Genomic DNA, 17,817 nt, shown 5'->3' on the forward strand with positions numbered 1-17,817 from the left:
ACATTACATAAGTTATTAAATAAAATAATTGACATTAAAAGCATAATGTGATAGTATCAATAAATGTACTATTCATTATGGGTACGTATATATTCATATGAAAAAAATGTATAATAGCTTATAAGCTGGTTATACTAATTAGTGATGTTGTCCGAAAACATAAAGTCCTTAGGGAAGGTGTGTTTTTGGTTATTTTAGTTTTATACAAGGGGTGAAAATTCATGGTACATCCTGTCCAAGTCGGAAAAAGAACTAGAATGAGTTTTGGTAAAATTAAAGATGTAACAGAAATGCCAAATCTTATTGAGGTACAATTAGATTCATATCAATGGTTTTTAAAGGAAGGTCTTCATGAAGTATTTGATGACATAAATCCGATCACAAATTTCACAGGTAATCTTGTTCTGGAATTTGTTGATTACAAACTTGATATGGATAACATTAAGTATTCAGTGGAAGAGTGTAAAGAGAGAGATTCAACTTATGCTGCACCACTAAAGGTTTCTGTAAGATTACAAAACAATGAAACTGGAGAAATCAAAGAACAAGAAGTATTTATGGGTGACTTCCCATTAATGACTGAACAAGGAACTTTCATCATAAATGGTGCTGAAAGAGTAATAGTAAGTCAATTAGTAAGGTCACCAGGAGTTTATTACAGTTTTAATGTTGATAAAACTGGTAAGAAATTATACTCTTCTACTGTAATTCCAAATAGAGGAGCATGGTTAGAATATGAAACAGATTCTAACGATATTATCTATGTAAGAATAGATAAAACAAGAAAACTTCCTATATCTATATTAGCGAGAGCTATGGGATTTGGAAGCGATGCAGAACTTTTAGACTACTTTGGAGAAGACGAAAGATTTAAAGCTACAATAGAAAAAGATAATACTAAGACTAAGGAAGAAGCCTTATTAGAAATATATAAAAGGCTAAGACCAGGTGAACCACCTACAGTTGATAGTGCTATATCTCTTATCGATTCATTATTCTTCGATGCAAAGAGATATGATTTATCTAGGGTTGGTAGATACAAATTTAATAAAAAATTAGCATTAAATTTAAGATTAATTAACCAAATTGCAGCGGTAGATATAGTGAATCCTTTAACAGGTGAAATTATAGTAGAACAAGGCAAAAAAATAGGTAGAGCTTCAGCTGAAGAAATACAAAATGTTGGTATAAATTCAGTTGATATTTTAGTCGAAGATAAGGTTGTTAGAGTAATAGGTAATAACTTTGTTGACATAAAGAATTTTGTTTCTTTTGATATAAGTGACTTAAATATTAAAGAAGCTGTTCATTACCCAACTCTAAAAGAAATTTTAGATAATTATGATGATGAAGAAGTAATTAAAGAGGAAATTAAGAAAAATATAAATAGACTTATTCCTAAACATATTGTTAAGGATGATATATTTGCAACTATAAGCTACGAATTAGGATTACCTTATGGTGTAGGTTATGTTGATGACATAGATCATTTAGGCAATAGAAGATTAAGATCTGTTGGAGAGTTATTACAAAATCAATTTAGAATTGGTTTATCAAGAATGGAAAGAGTAGTTAAGGAAAGAATGACTATTCAAGACCAAGAATCAATAACTCCTCAAATGTTAATAAATATTAGACCAGTTGCAGCGTCTATCAAAGAATTCTTTGGTAGTTCACAATTATCACAATTCATGGATCAAACAAATCCACTTTCAGAATTAACACACAAGAGAAGATTATCAGCTTTAGGACCTGGAGGTCTTTCAAGAGAAAGAGCTGGTTTTGAAGTTAGAGACGTTCACCATTCACATTATGGTAGAATGTGTCCGATTGAAACACCAGAAGGTCCAAATATAGGACTAATCAACTCTTTAGCAACTTATGCAAAAGTTAATGAATATGGATTTATTGAAACACCATATAGAGTTGTTGATAAAGAAAAGGGAATAGTAACTGATGAAATAAGATACTTCACAGCTGATGAAGAAGATCTATATCTTGTAGCTCAAGCAAAGGAACCAATTGGTGAAGATAGAAAGTTTGTTGATAGCAGGGTTACTGTTAGAAGTAAACATGATATCTTAGTTGTTAATGCAGAAGAAGTTGATTTAATAGATGTATCCCCAAGACAAATTGTATCAGTAGCTACAGCTATGATACCATTCCTTGAAAATGATGATGCTTCAAGAGCACTGATGGGATCAAACATGCAACGTCAAGCGGTTCCACTACTAAAGCCACAAGCTCCAATAGTAGGTACAGGAATAGAGTTTAAGGCAGCAGTAGATTCAGGAGTACTTCCAAAGGCTAAAAATGCTGGTAAAGTTGTTTACGTAAGTTCTAACGAAATAAGAATTAGAAGAGATGTAGATGGCGGATTAGATACTTATAAGCTTCTTAAATTTAAAAGAAGTAACCAAGGTACATGTATAAACCAAAGACCTTTAGTAGATAAAGGTGAAATAGTGTTTAAGAACCAAGTGTTAGCTGATGGACCATCAACTGATTTAGGTGAAATAGCACTAGGTAAGAATATAAGAATGGGATTCATTACTTGGGAAGGTTACAACTACGAAGATGCTATGCTTATTTCTGAAGAATTAGTTAGAGAAGATGTATTTACTTCAATTCATATAGAAGAATATGAATGTGAAGCTAGAGACACTAAGCTAGGACCAGAAGAAATAACTAGAGATATTCCTAATGTAAGTGAAGATGCATTAAAGGATATAGATGATAGAGGTATTATAAGAATAGGTGCTGAAGTTAGATCAGGAGATATTCTTGTTGGTAAAGTTACACCTAAGGGAGAAACTGAATTAACTGCTGAAGAAAGACTTCTAAGAGCAATATTCGGTGAAAAAGCTAGAGAAGTAAGAGATACTTCTTTAAGAGTTCCTCATGGTGAAGCTGGTATTATCGTTGATGTAAAAGTATTTACAAGAGAAAATGGTGACGAGTTAAATCCAGGAGTTAATGAGCTAGTAAGATGTTATATAGCTCAAAAGAGAAAAATATCTGTTGGAGATAAGATGGCTGGACGTCATGGTAATAAAGGGGTTATATCAAGAGTTCTTCCTGAAGAAGATATGCCATTTTTACCAGATGGAAGACCGTTACAAATATGTTTAAATCCATTAGGGGTTCCATCTCGTATGAACATCGGTCAGGTACTAGAAGTTCACTTAGGATGGGCAGCAAGTCAATTAGGATGGCATATAGCTACTCCTGTATTTGATGGAGCAACTGAAAAAGATATAGAAGAATGCTTAGAAAAAGCAGGATATAATGCTAATGGGAAAACTGTTTTATATGATGGTAGAACAGGAGAAGCTTTCGATAATGAAGTAACTGTTGGTATAATGTATATCTTAAAACTAGCTCACTTAGTTGATGATAAGATACACGCAAGATCTACAGGACCATATTCATTAGTAACTCAACAGCCTCTTGGTGGTAAGGCACAATTTGGTGGTCAAAGATTCGGAGAAATGGAAGTTTGGGCATTAGAAGCATATGGTGCTGCACATACACTACAAGAGATATTAACTGTTAAATCAGATGATGTTGTAGGTAGAGTTAAAACTTATGAAGCTATAGTTAAGGGTGAAAATATTCCTGAACCAGGAGTTCCAGAATCATTTAAGGTTCTTATAAAAGAACTTCAAGCTTTATGTTTAGATGTTAAAGTTTTAAACGGAGATAACCAAGAAGTAAAACTTAAAGAGTTTGCTGAAGAAGATATGGAAGATTTAGAGGTTAACATTGAAGGAACAGAAGATGTTGTTTCTGATGATGTGAATATAGATGATAGTTATACAATGCTAGAGGAAGAAGTTGAGGAAGAAGTAGAGTTTGATAACTTTGCATTAGAAGGCTTCCATGAAGAAGACTTAGAACTTGATGATTTTGTAAATGATGAACACTAATTTTGAAGGGAGGATGTACCCTTGTTTGAATTGAATAATTTTGATGCTATACAAATAGGTTTAGCTTCACCAGATCAAATAAGAGAATGGTCAAGAGGTGAAGTTAAAAAACCTGAAACAATAAACTATAGAACCTTAAAACCGGAAAGAGATGGTCTATTCTGTGAAAGAATTTTTGGACCTATCAAAGACTGGGAATGTCATTGTGGAAAGTACAAAAGAGTAAGATATAAGGGCATAGTTTGTGATAGATGTGGAGTTGAGGTTACTAAGGCTAAGGTAAGAAGAGAAAGAATGGGGCATATTGAACTGGCTGCCCCAGTTTCTCACATTTGGTACTTCAAAGGAATTCCATCAAGAATGGGATTACTTTTAGATATGTCACCAAGAGCTTTAGAAAAAATATTATACTTCGCTTCATATGTTGTAATAGATCCTAAAGAAACACCATTATTAAAGAAGCAACTTCTTAATGAAAAAGAATATAGAGAAGCAGCAGATAAATATGGTGAAGAAAGCTTTGTAGCTGGAATGGGAGCAGAAGCAGTTCAAGAATTACTTGGAGAAATCGACTTAGAATCACAATCAAGAGATCTTAAAGAAGAATTAAAAGTAAGCACTGGACAAAAGAAAGTTAGAATAATAAGAAGACTAGAAGTTGTTGAGTCTTTTAGAAAATCAGGAAATGATCCAAGATGGATGGTTATTAATGTAATACCAGTAATACCTCCTGATTTAAGACCAATGGTTCAATTAGATGGTGGAAGATTTGCTACTTCAGATTTAAATGATTTATATAGAAGAGTTATTAATAGAAATAACAGACTTAAAAAATTATTAGATCTAGGAGCACCTGATATTATTGTTAGAAATGAAAAAAGAATGCTTCAAGAAGCAGTTGATGCATTAATAGACAATGGTAGAAGAGGAAGACCTGTAACAGGACCTGGAAACAGACCTCTTAAGTCATTATCAGATATGCTTAAAGGTAAGCAAGGTAGATTTAGACAAAACTTACTTGGTAAGAGAGTTGACTATTCTGGTAGATCAGTTATAGTTGTTGGACCAGAATTAAAAATGTACCAATGTGGACTTCCAAAAGAAATGGCTTTAGAATTATTTAAGCCTTTTGTAATGAAGAAGTTAGTTGAAGATGGTGTAGCACACAATATTAAGAGTGCGAAGAGAATGGTTGAAAGAGTTAATAATCAAGTATGGGATGTACTTGAAGAAGTTATTACTGATCATCCAGTCTTATTAAACCGTGCACCTACTCTACATAGACTTGGTATTCAAGCTTTCCAACCAATTTTAGTAGAAGGTAGAGCTATAAAATTACATCCATTAGTATGTACAGCATATAATGCTGACTTTGATGGTGACCAAATGGCTGTTCACGTTCCATTATCAGTTGAAGCTCAAGCAGAAGCAAGATTCTTAATGTTAGCTGCTGGTAATATAATGAAACCTTCAGATGGTAAACCAGTTTGTGTACCTACACAGGATATGGTTTTAGGTTCATACTATTTAACTATGGATAAGTCTGGAGCTAAAGGTGAAGGAAAAGTATTTGCTTCTAAAGATGAGGCTATAATGGCTTATGAAGTAGGAGAAATAGCTATACATGCTGAAATCAAAGTAAGGATGTTTAAAGAAATAAATGGAGAGGTAAGATCAGGAATAATTACTACAACTGTAGGTAAAATAATATTCAATGAATCTATCCCTCAAGATTTAGGTTTTGTTAATAGAGATAATAAAGATGAAGAATTTAACTTAGAAGTTGATTTCTTAATAACTAAAAAGTCATTAGGAAAGATAATAGATAAATGTTATACTGTTCACGGTCCTACAAATACTTCTATAATGTTAGATAAGATAAAAGCTTTAGGATATCACTATTCATCAATTGGAGCTGTAACAGTAGCTGCTTCCGATATGATAGTACCTGAGGCTAAATATACTCTTCTTAAAGAAGCTGATGAAACGGTTGAGAAAATTGAGAAGATGTATAAGAGAGGTTTCATATCAGAAGAAGAAAGATATGAAAGAGTTATAGAGAAATGGACTAAGACAACAGAAGATGTAGCTGATGCACTTATGGATAGCTTGGATAAATTTAACCCAATATTCATGATGGCTGACTCTGGAGCCAGAGGTTCTAAATCTCAGATCAAGCAATTAGCAGGTATGAGAGGACTTATGGCGAGTCCAACTGGTAAGATTATAGAATTACCAATCAGAGCTTCATTTAGAGAAGGTCTTGAAGTATTAGAATACTTTATTTCTACACACGGAGCTAGAAAAGGTAATGCTGATACAGCTCTTAAGACAGCTGACTCAGGATACTTAACAAGAAGACTTGTTGACGTATCACAAGATGTTATAGTAAGAGAAATAGATTGTGGTACAACAGAAGGTATCTATGTTTCAGAAATCAAAGAAGGTAATGAAGCAATCGAAGGATTAGCTGAAAGACTTTATGGTAGATATACAGCAGAGCCAATTATAAATCCAGAAACTGGAGAGGTTATGGTAGAAGCTGATGAATATATGGATTTAGCTACTGCTGAAAAAGTTGCAGCTACTGGAATTAAAAAAGTTAAAATTAGATCTGTATTTACATGTAAGTGTAAAGTTGGAGTATGTTCTAAGTGTTATGGTATGAACATGGCAACAGCACAAAAAATAAATATAGGTGAAGCTGTAGGAATTATAGCAGCTCAATCAATCGGAGAACCTGGTACTCAGCTTACAATGAGAACATTCCACACAGGGGGAGTAGTTGGAGCCGATATCACACAAGGTCTTCCAAGAGTTGAAGAGTTATTTGAAGCTAGAAAGCCAAAGGGATTAGCAATAGTAACTGAAATTCCAGGTACAGTAAGAGTTGAAGAAACTAAGAAAAAGAGAACTGTATTTGTAACATCTGAAGATGGTGAAGAAAGAAGTTATGAAATTCCATTTGGATCAAGATTAAAAGTATCAGATGATGATATTATCGAAGCTGGTGATGAGATTACTGAAGGTTCAGTAAACCCTCATGATATTGCAGCTATTAAAGGTATAGATGGTGCAAGAAAATATCTATTATCAGAAGTACAAAAAGTTTATAGACTACAAGGTGTTGATATCAATGATAAGCACTTAGAAGTAGTTGTTAGACAAATGACAAGAAAAGTTAAAGTTTTAGATTCAGGTGATACTGAACTATTACCAGGTACTATGATAGATATGTTTGACTTTGAAGAAGAAAATGCTAGAGTAAGAGAATTTGGCGGTGAAGAAGCTAAGGGAGAGCAAGCACTACTTGGTATAACTAAAGCAGCGTTAGCTACAGATAGTTTCTTATCAGCAGCTTCATTCCAAGAAACTACTAGAGTTCTTACAGAAGCAGCTATCAAAGGAAAAATAGACCCATTAGTTGGATTGAAAGAAAATGTTATTATTGGTAAGTTAATACCAGCTGGTACTGGAATGATGAGATACAGAAATCTAAAGATAGATGTTGAGGATGTTCCAGTAGAAAATGAAGTTTTAGATTCAATAGAATAAAGAGATTCAATTTTATTGACATGTGTATGCTTAAATGATAAAATACGAATTGTGTGATTTTTAAGAAACACATCAATATAATTGTCTGCATGAATTCATGGAGGCAAAGTTAAAAGCTATGCCTCTATGATATTTTATATAACTAAGAAATAAATTATATAAAATATCGCAAATGATTGTTAAAAAATGTAAAATATATATAGGTTTTTAATTATTAAAATAAAGAAACTTATATTAGAATTATTATTGGTACAAAGTAAATTATTACTTATGTTTCAATGATTTATAAAATTGCTTTTATCTTAAATATTAGATATATAGATAAAAAAATTTCAGGAGGTGAAAAAATGCCAACTATTAGCCAATTAGTAAGAAAAGGCAGAAAAACTGTTATCAACAAGTCAACAGCACCAGCACTTAATGAGTGTCCACAAAGAAGAGGGGTTTGTACAGTTGTTAAAACAACTACTCCTAAGAAGCCTAACTCAGCGTTAAGAAAAATTGCAAGAGTAAGACTTACAAATGGATTCGAAGTAACTGCATACATTGGTGGTGTAGGACACAACTTACAAGAGCACAGCGTTGTTCTTATAAGAGGTGGTAGAGTTAAGGACCTTCCTGGTGTTAGATACCATATCGTAAGAGGAGCACTTGACTGTGCTGGAGTAGCTAACAGAATGCAAGGAAGATCAAAGTACGGTGCTAAAAAGCCGAAGGCAAAAAAGTAGTTTAAACTATTAACTACACTAGTGCTTGTCTTCAGCATTTACATAGATTTACAAATTAAGTTTATATAGATGAAGAGGCGAAGCACTTTACGGCAATATTTATTGCAGAGTACCAATGAACTTAAATTTATCATGTTAAGGAGGGAAGAAAAGTGCCAAGAAAAGGACATATCGCAAAAAGAGATGTATTACCAGATCCAATATACAATTCAAAGGTTGTTACAAAGTTAGTAAACAATGTAATGGAAGATGGTAAAAAAGGAGTAGCACAAAGAATATGCTACGACGCGTTTGAAATAGTGGCGCAAAAAACAGGCAAAGACGCTTTAGAAGTATTTGAAGAAGCTATGAACAATATAATGCCTTTATTAGAAGTTAAAGCTAGAAGAATAGGTGGTGCTAACTACCAAGTTCCAATAGAAGTTAGACCTGAAAGAAGACAGACTTTAGGACTAAGATGGCTTTTAGATGCTTCAAGAAAAAGAGGCGAAAAGGTAATGGCTCAAAGATTAGCTGGAGAATTAATGGATGCAGCTAACAATACTGGAGCAGCTGTTAAGAAGAGAGAAGATACTCACAAGATGGCTGAAGCAAACAAAGCATTTGCTCATTACAGATACTAATATACAAACTGTTTTGGACTTTTGCCAAAACAGTTTTGTCGAATTTAAAATTACTCGTTGAGAGGAGGACTACAGATGGCAAGAAAATATCCATTAGATAAATTCCGTAACTTCGGAATAATGGCTCACATAGATGCTGGTAAAACAACAACTACTGAGCGTATATTATTTTATGCTGGTAAAACACATAAAATAGGTGAAACTCATGAAGGTGCTTCACAAATGGACTGGATGGAACAAGAAAAAGAAAGAGGTATAACAATTACTTCTGCTGCAACTACTTGTGAATGGAAAGGCCATGAATTAAATATAATAGATACTCCTGGTCACGTAGATTTCACAGTTGAAGTTGAAAGATCATTAAGAGTACTTGATGGAGCTGTTACAGTTCTAGATGCAAAGAGTGGGGTTGAACCACAAACTGAAACTGTTTGGAGACAGGCAGATAAATACGGTGTACCAAGAATGATATATGTAAACAAGATGGATGCTACAGGTGCAGACTTCTTTAGATGTATCAACACTGTAAGAGATAGATTAAAAGCTAACGCTGTTCCAATACAAATTCCAATCGGAACAGAAGATCAATTCCAAGGAATGGTAGACTTAATAACTAATAAAGCTATTGTATTCTATGATGATCTTGGAAAAGACGTTAGATATGAAGATATCCCTGCTGATTTAGCAGACCAAGCTGAAGAATACAGAATGGCTTTATTAGAAGCTGTTGCTGAGACTGATGAAGAGTTAATGGAAAAGTACTTAGAAGGTGAAGAATTAGCAGAAGAAGAAATAATGGTAGCTTTAAGAAAAGCAACTATAGCTAATGAAATAGTTCCATGTATCTGTGGATCATCTTACAAGAATAAAGGTGTTCAACAAATGATCGATGGAGTTGTTGCCTTCTTACCATCACCATTAGATATTCCTGCAGTTAATGGAGTTACTTTAGAAGGTGAAGAAGATACAAGAGAAGCATCAGATGAAGCTCCAATGTCAGCTTTAGCATTTAAGATAGCTACTGATCCATTCGTTGGAAAACTTGCTTTCACAAGAATTTACTCAGGTGTTATGCAAAGCGGAACATATGTATTAAATTCTACTAAGGGCAAGAAAGAAAGAATCGGAAGACTTGTTAAGATGCACGCTAACCACAGAGAAGAGGTTGAGTCATTAGAAGCAGGTGAATTAGGAGCTATAATTGGATTAAAGAACACTACAACAGGGGATACACTTTGTGTAGAAAACAATCCAATAATATTAGAATCAATGGAATTCCCAGAACCAGTTATATCTGTAGCAATAGAGCCAAAGACAAAAGCTGGTCAAGAAAAGATGGGATTAGCATTAGCTAAATTAGCTGAAGAAGATCCAACATTCAGAACTCATACAGATCAAGAAACTGGTCAAACAATTATAGCAGGTATGGGAGAGCTTCACTTAGAAATCATAGTTGATAGATTAACTAGAGAATTCAAAGTTGAATGTAACGTTGGTGCTCCTCAAGTTGCTTATAAAGAAACAATCAGAAAAGCTGTTAAAGCTGAAGCTAAATATGCTAAGCAATCAGGTGGTAAGGGTCAATACGGTCATGCTGTTATTGAAATGGAACCAACTGAAGGAGAATATAAATTTGAAAATGCTATCGTTGGGGGAGCTATTCCAAAGGAATACATTCCAGCTATAGACAATGGTATTCAAGAAGCAGCTAAAAATGGGGTTATAGCAGGATATGAAACTATTAACTTCAAGGTTAAATTAGTTCATGGATCATACCACGAAGTTGACTCATCTGAAATGGCATTTAAGATTGCGGGATCTATGGCATTTAAGAATGCTATGGCAAAAGCAGATCCAGTATTACTTGAGCCAGTAGAAAAGGTTGAAGTTACAGTTCCAGAAGAATATATGGGAGATGTAATGGGTGACCTTAACTCAAGAAGAGGAAGAATTGAAGGTATGGAAGCTATAAACGGAGCTCAAATAATAAGAGCATTCGTTCCACTTTCAGAAATGTTTGGATATGCAACTACTTTAAGATCAAGAACTCAAGGTAGAGGAACTTATTCAATGGTATTTGACCACTTCGAAGAAGTGCCAAAGAGCATTCAAGAAAAAATTAAAAGTGAAAGAAATTAATTCACTTTAGTTATAAAATTTAGCAATGTTGCTCATAATTAATGTATGAGTAGCATTACTAAATGAAAATTTGTATAAGTATAGAAAAGTATGATTAAATTAGATATAATAACTAAGAAGGTTATAATAATCTAATTTCTATAAAAGGAGGATTTTACAATGGCAAAGCAAAAATTCGAAAGAAGCAAACCACACGTAAACATTGGAACAATCGGTCACGTTGACCACGGTAAGACAACTTTAACAGCTGCAATCACAACTGTTTTAGCAAACAGAGGATTAGCAGAATCATTTAAATATGATGAAATTGATAAGGCTCCAGAAGAAAAAGAAAGAGGAATCACAATCAATACAGCTCACGTTGAATACCAAACAGAAAACAGACACTATGCTCACGTTGACTGTCCAGGACACGCTGACTATGTTAAGAACATGATTACAGGAGCTGCTCAAATGGATGGAGCTATCTTAGTTGTTTCAGCTGCAGATGGTCCAATGCCACAAACAAGAGAACACATCCTACTAGCATCAAGAGTTGGAGTTGACTACATAGTAGTATTCTTAAACAAAGCTGATATGGTAGATGATGAAGAATTATTAGAATTAGTTGAAATGGAAGTTAGAGAATTATTATCAGAATACAACTTCCCAGGAGATGACATTCCAGTAATAAAGGGTTCAGCTTTACAAGCATTAGAAAACCCAACAGATGAAAAAGCTATAGCACCAATCTTAGAATTAATGGAAGCTGTTGATAGCTATATCCCAACTCCAGAAAGAGCAACAGATAAGCCATTCTTAATGCCAGTAGAAGATGTATTCACAATCACTGGTAGAGGAACAGTTGCTACAGGAAGAGTTGAAAGAGGAGTTCTTCACGTAGGAGACGAAGTAGAAATCGTTGGATTAGCAGAAGAAAGCAGAAAAGTAGTAGTAACAGGAATAGAAATGTTCAGAAAGTTACTAGACGAAGCGCAAGCTGGAGATAACGTTGGAGTTCTTTTAAGAGGAGTTCAAAGAACTGACATCGAAAGAGGTCAAGTATTAGCAAAGACTGGATCAGTTAAGCCACACAACAAGTTCGTAGGTCAAGTATACGTACTTAAAAAAGAAGAAGGTGGAAGACATACTCCATTCTTCGATGGATATAGACCACAATTCTACTTCAGAACAACAGACGTTACTGGTTCAATCAAATTACCAGAAGGAATGGAAATGGTTATGCCAGGAGACCACATCGATATGAATGTTGAATTAATCACTAGAGTTGCTATGGACGAAGGATTAAGATTCGCTATCAGAGAAGGTGGAAGAACTGTAGGTTCAGGAGTTGTTACTAGCATAATAGAATAGTAACTTCTATAATAAAAGTAAGAATTTAAAATAAGTAATTAATTTGTGATCACATTTAGAGAGTAAGGGGACGCCTTTACTCTCTTTTTTATTATTATTAAATATTTTTATTATTATTAAATAAAATTATTCATCTTATGTAAATGATTAATATATTTAAAATAGTTAAAAATAATAATAATGAAAAAAATCTGGTGAAAAATTACACTAAAAAATGTATTGATAAAAGAGAGGATAGCATATAAAATATATTTGCTGAAGAAATTATATATAATAATACAAGAAAAGCGATGTTTTAAAAATTAAGAAAAATGATAAAAAAACTCTTGAAAAGCCTATGTAAACATAGTATAATGTAGGAGTTGTATAGCGAACAGCGATGAGTCAGGAGGTTGCCGGACTTCCGGGTTAATTCCTGATGAGTATGTTAGGATCTAGAATCCAACGACAGGGGTTTTGTAGTACCATGTGTTAAAGTGTGAAACACGTGGAACAGTTTATAGAACATCCGCTGTTGTGCGTTAGAAGTAAAGCGTACATGAAAAGGAGGGAAACCAAGATGTCAAAACAAAAAATAAGAATCAGATTAAAGGCTTTTGATCACAATATTTTAGATCAATCAGCTGAAAAAATTGTTGAAACAGCTAAATCAACAGGAGCAAAGGTTGCAGGTCCAGTACCACTACCAACTGAAAAAGATGTTGTTACTATATTAAGAGCTGTTCACAAATACAAAGATTCAAGAGAGCAATTCGAAATCAGAACACACAAGAGATTAATTGATATAGTTAATCCATCACCAAAGACAGTTGATGCGTTAATGAGATTAAACTTACCAGCTGGTGTTGATATCGAAATTAAGCTATAATAAATATTTATTAAATAAACAGTTTGAACTATTATGATTGTATAACAATCCGCTAATATGTTTAGGAGGTGTAGATACATGAAAAAAGCTATATTAGGAAAGAAAATTGGGATGACTCAAATCTTTGATGCTAACGGAAAAGTTGTTCCTGTAACTGTAGTAGAAGCTGGCCCATGTGTTGTTGTTCAAAAGAAGACTATCGAAAAAGATGGTTATGAAGCAATACAAGTTGGTTTTGGAGACGTAAGAGAAAAGTTAGTTAATAAGCCAAAGAAGGGACACTATGCTAAGGCAGGAGTTTCATTAAAGAGAAGATTAAAGGAATTAAGATTAGAAGATTGTTCAGCTTATGAAGTTGGTCAAGAAATAAAGGCTGATTTATTTGAAGTTGGAGAAAAAGTTGATGTATCAGGAGTTTCTAAAGGTAAGGGATTCCAAGGTGTTATCAAGAGATGGAATGCTAACAGAGGACCTATGAGTCACGGTTCTAAGTTCCATAGAGCTGTTGGTTCAATGGGAGCTTCATCAGATCCATCAAGAACTTTCAAAAACAAACATATGCCAGGACATATGGGTGCTGTAAATACAACAGTATTAAACTTAGAAGTAGTTAAGGTTATAGCTGAAAAGAACTTAATACTAATCAAGGGTGGTATCCCAGGACCTAATAAAGGTACAGTAGTAATAAGAAATGCAGTTAAAGCTTAATTTCTGTAGAAAGGAGGAAACAGAATGCCTACAGTAGGATTATTTAATCAAGAAGGAAAACAAGTTGGAGATATCCAATTAAATAATAATGTGTTCGGAGTTGAAGTTAATACAGATGCTATGCATCAAGTAGTAGTTGCTTTATTAGCAAACAAGAGACAAGGAACTCAATCAGCTAAAACAAGAGCTGAGGTTAGAGGAGGCGGAATCAAGCCTTGGAGACAAAAGGGAACTGGTAGAGCAAGACAAGGTTCTATTAGATCACCTCAATGGATAAAAGGTGGTATTGTTTTTGCACCAAAACCAAGAGATTACAGAGTTTCAGTTCCAAAGAGCATGAGAAGAGTTGCTATGAAATCTGCTTTAACTAGCAAGGTTCAAGATAACCAAATGGTAGTACTTGAAGCATTATCATTCGAAGCTCCAAAGACTAAAAATATGGTTGAGGTTTTAAAAGCATTTGATGCTAAGAAAACTTTAATAGTAACTGGAGAATCTAACGAAGTACTTTACAAATCAGCTAGAAATATCGCTGATGTACAAATTATGCCAGTTAACAACATCAATGTTTATGATTTATTAAAGTTTGAGAAATTAATCATAACTAAGGATGCTGTATCAAAAATTGAGGAGGTGTACGCATAATGACAAGCTATGATATTATAAGAAAGCCTGTTATCACTGAAAAAAGTATGACTGCTATGGCAGACAAGAAGTACACTTTCATAGTTCAAATAAATGCTAACAAAGTTCAAATCAAAAAAGCTGTAGAAGAAATCTTCGGCGTTAAGGTTGAAAAAGTTCAGACTTTAAGAACTATGGGAAAAACAAAGAGAATGGGCGTACATGTAGGAAAAAGAGCAGACTTCAAGAAAGCAGTTATTACTTTAACTGAAGACAGTAAGAACATAGAATTCTTTGAAGGAATGCAATAACGCGAATAAAGCGTATTATTGGTATTTAATACCAGAGAAGCTTAAGTAAGGAGGGAATTTACATGGCAGTTAAAAAGTTTAGACCAACTACCCCATCAAGAAGACAAATGACTATGGCTACTTTTGAAGAAGTTACAACAAGTACTCCTGAGAAGTCACTTTTAGTTTCATTAACTAAAACTGGTGGTAGAAATGCACAAGGTAAAATAACTGTTAGACACCACGGTGGTGGAGCTAAGAGAAAATATAGAGTTATAGATTTCAAGAGAAATAAGGACGGTATTCCAGCAAAGGTTGCTACAATAGAATACGATCCAAACAGAACAGCATACATTGCATTAGTTGTATATGCTGATGGTGAAAAGAGATATATAATTGCTCCAGTTGGATTAAAGGTTGGAGATGTTATAGTTTCAGGAGCAGATGCTGATATAAAAGTAGGTAACGCTCTTCCATTAAAGAACATACCAGTAGGTACATTTGTACACAACATAGAATTACAAATTGGCAAAGGTGGCCAAATGGTAAGATCAGCTGGTACTTCAGCTCAATTAATGGCTAAAGAAGGTAACTATGCTACATTAAGATTGCCTTCAGGTGAAATGAGATATGTTAGAATCGAATGTAGAGCTACAATCGGAACTGTTTCAAATACTACTAACGATATAATCAATATCGGTAAAGCTGGTAGAAAGAGACATATGGGATGGAGACCTACAGTTAGAGGTTCTGTAATGAATCCTTGCGATCACCCTCACGGTGGTGGTGAAGGTAGATCACCTATCGGTAGACCAAGTCCAGTTACTCCATGGGGTAAACCAGCACTTGGATACAAGACTAGAAAGAATAAGAAGTATTCTGACAAATTCATAATAAAGAGAAGAAACGATAAGTAGTATGAAGAGAAATTAATATTCTCTTCATGGCTTGTCAGCCTAGAGATTATGAAGGGAGGCAAATTATAGTGAGTAGATCAACAAAAAAAGGACCTTTCGTACACGAAGGACTTATAAAGAAAATCGAAGAAATGAATGCTAGTGGAGATAAGAAGGTTGTTAAAACTTGGTCAAGAAGTTCAACAATATTCCCACAAATGATTGGTCATACAATTGCTGTTCACGATGGAAGAAAGCATGTTCCAGTTTTCGTTAGCGAAGATATGGTTGGACACAAGCTTGGTGAGTTCGCATTAACTAGAACTTACAGAGGACACGATTATGACGAAAAAGCAGCAAGAAAAAGAAAGTAATCCCGGAAAGGAGGAACATAAATGGAAGCTAGAGCTATAGCTAAATATGTTAGAATGTCTCCAACAAAAGTAGGAGTAGTTCTTGATTTAATAAGAGGAAAAAATATTCAAGAGGCTTTCGCTATTTTACAATATACTCCAAAAGATGCAGCTGTTGTTATAAATAAAGTTTTAAAATCAGCTGTTGCTAATGCAGAAAATAATCACGAAATGGATGTAGAAAGATTATATGTAGCAGAAGCATTCGTTGGTGCAGGTCCAACACTTAAGAGATTCAGACCTATGGATCACGGTAAAGCGTTTAGAATAAACAAGAGAACAAGTAACATTACACTTGTAGTTAGAGAAAGAGCTTAAAAAGAAGGAGGGAAATCAAGTGGGTCAAAAAGTACATCCTCACGGACTTAGAGTAGGAGTTATCAAGGATTGGGATGCTAAGTGGTATGCTTCAAAGAAGAATTTCGCTGATAATCTAATCGAAGATAACAAAATAAGAGAATTCGTAAAGAAGGAACTTTTCTCAGCTGGTATTTCAAAGATTGAAATTGAAAGAGCTGCAAAGAGAGTTAAGTTAAATATATATACTGCTAAACCAGGTGTTATTATAGGAAAAGGTGGAGCAGGAATTGAAGCTTTAAAAGCTAAATTAGCTAAAGTTGTTGATAATAAGAATTTATTAATCAATATAGTTGAAGTTAAAAATTCTGAAGCAGATGCTCAATTAATGGCAGAAAATATAGCTGCTCAATTAGAAAAAAGAGTATCATTTAGAAGAGCTATGAAGCAAAGTATCCAAAGAGCTATGAGACTTGGAGCAAAAGGTGTTAAAACTGCTTGTTCAGGTAGATTAGGTGGAGCTGAAATAGCAAGAACTGAACAATATCATGAAGGAACAATTCCACTACAAACTTTAAGAGCGGACATCGATTATGGTTTTGCAGAAGCTGACACAACTTATGGAAAGATCGGCGTAAAAGTTTGGGTTTATAATGGAGAAGTTCTTCCAACTAAAAAAGTTGAAAAGAAGGAAGAAGTTAACGCATAAGAAAGGAGGAATTAGTCATGTTAATGCCTAAAAGAGTTAAGCATCGTAAGGTACAACGTGGTAGAATGAAGGGAAAAGCTACAAGAGGTAATTTCCTTGCATACGGAGATTTTGGTATTCAAGCAATGAACTGTGGTTGGATTACTAGTAATCAAATTGAATCTGCCAGAATTGCTATAAACAGATATATAAGAAGAGGAGGAAAACTTTGGATAAAGATTTTCCCAGATAAGCCAGTTACTGAAAAACCAGCTGAAACAAGAATGGGTTCAGGTAAAGGTTCACCAGAATACTGGGTAGCAGTAGTTAAACCTGGTAGAGTTTTATTCGAATTATCAGGAGTTAATGAAGAAGTTGCAAGAGAAGCTATGAGACTTGCATCACACAAACTTCCTGTAAAGTGTAAATTCGTTACAAGAAGAGATTTTGAGGAAATGGGTGGTGAAGAATAATGAAGGCTAGAGAATTAAAAGAATTAAGAGCAAATAATCCTCAAGATTTAAAGGTTAAATTAAATGACCTTAAGGCTGAGTTATTCAACTTAAGATTCCAATTAGCTACAGGTCAATTAGAAAACCCTATGAGAATAAGAGAAGTAAAGAAATCTATAGCCCAAATCAAAACCATCATTAGAGAAGAAGAGATCAGGGCTTTCGAGCAGTAAATCTGAAAGGAGGTAACTCTT

The 17,817-nt window shown here is 34.1% G+C and carries 16 protein-coding genes; all 16 read left to right on the plus strand.

Annotated elements, in window-relative coordinates:
- Positions 1–221: 221 nt before the first annotated feature.
- The 16 genes from rpoB to rpmC all read left to right on the plus strand — a co-directional run bounded on the left by rpoB (position 222) and on the right by rpmC (position 17,796).
- Positions 222–3,929, plus strand: coding sequence for a DNA-directed RNA polymerase subunit beta (gene rpoB, locus ACFYH6_RS01425; RefSeq protein ID WP_416179372.1), 3,708 nt, complete (start codon positions 222–224; stop codon positions 3,927–3,929).
- Between the two features lie 21 nt (positions 3,930–3,950).
- Entirely contained in the window at positions 3,951–7,484 is a 3,534-nt protein-coding gene (gene rpoC / locus ACFYH6_RS01430; protein WP_316345274.1) for a DNA-directed RNA polymerase subunit beta', read from the plus strand.
- Positions 7,485–7,831: 347 nt separating this feature from the next.
- Entirely contained in the window at positions 7,832–8,212 is a 381-nt protein-coding gene (gene rpsL, locus ACFYH6_RS01435; RefSeq protein ID WP_008681201.1) for a 30S ribosomal protein S12, read from the plus strand.
- A 152-nt stretch (positions 8,213–8,364) separates the two neighbouring features.
- Positions 8,365–8,835 (plus strand): 30S ribosomal protein S7, encoded by a 471-nt coding sequence (rpsG, locus tag ACFYH6_RS01440; RefSeq protein ID WP_416179371.1) that lies wholly within the window; start codon positions 8,365–8,367, stop codon positions 8,833–8,835.
- Between the two features lie 75 nt (positions 8,836–8,910).
- Entirely contained in the window at positions 8,911–10,974 is a 2,064-nt protein-coding gene (gene fusA, locus ACFYH6_RS01445) for an elongation factor G (protein WP_416179370.1), read from the plus strand.
- A gap of 159 nt (positions 10,975–11,133) precedes the next feature.
- Positions 11,134–12,327, plus strand: a complete 1,194-nt coding sequence (gene tuf, locus ACFYH6_RS01450; RefSeq protein WP_416179369.1) for an elongation factor Tu — start codon at positions 11,134–11,136, stop codon at positions 12,325–12,327.
- A 559-nt stretch (positions 12,328–12,886) separates the two neighbouring features.
- Complete coding sequence (gene rpsJ / locus ACFYH6_RS01455; RefSeq protein ID WP_008681195.1) at positions 12,887–13,195, plus strand: 30S ribosomal protein S10; 309 nt, start codon at positions 12,887–12,889, stop codon at positions 13,193–13,195.
- A gap of 78 nt (positions 13,196–13,273) precedes the next feature.
- Positions 13,274–13,903 (plus strand): 50S ribosomal protein L3, encoded by a 630-nt coding sequence (gene rplC / locus ACFYH6_RS01460; RefSeq protein WP_291625443.1) that lies wholly within the window; start codon positions 13,274–13,276, stop codon positions 13,901–13,903.
- A gap of 24 nt (positions 13,904–13,927) precedes the next feature.
- Positions 13,928–14,548 (plus strand): 50S ribosomal protein L4, encoded by a 621-nt coding sequence (rplD, locus tag ACFYH6_RS01465; protein WP_316345464.1) that lies wholly within the window; start codon positions 13,928–13,930, stop codon positions 14,546–14,548.
- Positions 14,548–14,838, plus strand: a complete 291-nt coding sequence (rplW, locus tag ACFYH6_RS01470) for a 50S ribosomal protein L23 (protein WP_316345463.1) — start codon at positions 14,548–14,550, stop codon at positions 14,836–14,838. The genes rplD and rplW overlap by 1 nt, the downstream gene beginning before the upstream one ends.
- 62 nt (positions 14,839–14,900) lie before the next feature.
- Positions 14,901–15,734, plus strand: a complete 834-nt coding sequence (rplB, locus tag ACFYH6_RS01475) for a 50S ribosomal protein L2 (RefSeq protein WP_416179368.1) — start codon at positions 14,901–14,903, stop codon at positions 15,732–15,734.
- 68 nt (positions 15,735–15,802) lie between these two features.
- Entirely contained in the window at positions 15,803–16,087 is a 285-nt protein-coding gene (gene rpsS, locus ACFYH6_RS01480; RefSeq protein ID WP_416179367.1) for a 30S ribosomal protein S19, read from the plus strand.
- A gap of 21 nt (positions 16,088–16,108) precedes the next feature.
- Complete coding sequence (gene rplV / locus ACFYH6_RS01485; RefSeq protein WP_291625432.1) at positions 16,109–16,444, plus strand: 50S ribosomal protein L22; 336 nt, start codon at positions 16,109–16,111, stop codon at positions 16,442–16,444.
- A gap of 19 nt (positions 16,445–16,463) precedes the next feature.
- Positions 16,464–17,132 (plus strand): 30S ribosomal protein S3, encoded by a 669-nt coding sequence (gene rpsC / locus ACFYH6_RS01490; protein WP_316345581.1) that lies wholly within the window; start codon positions 16,464–16,466, stop codon positions 17,130–17,132.
- Between the two features lie 17 nt (positions 17,133–17,149).
- Positions 17,150–17,584 (plus strand): 50S ribosomal protein L16, encoded by a 435-nt coding sequence (gene rplP, locus ACFYH6_RS01495; RefSeq protein ID WP_316345582.1) that lies wholly within the window; start codon positions 17,150–17,152, stop codon positions 17,582–17,584.
- Entirely contained in the window at positions 17,584–17,796 is a 213-nt protein-coding gene (rpmC, locus tag ACFYH6_RS01500) for a 50S ribosomal protein L29 (RefSeq protein ID WP_008681185.1), read from the plus strand. Before rplP ends, rpmC begins: the two co-directional genes overlap by 1 nt.
- Positions 17,797–17,817 lie beyond the last annotated feature (21 nt).

Origin of the sequence: Clostridium sp. HCS.1 (assembly GCF_047900555.1) — a bacterium.
In the GTDB taxonomy this organism is placed as follows: domain Bacteria; phylum Bacillota; class Clostridia; order Clostridiales; family Clostridiaceae; genus Clostridium.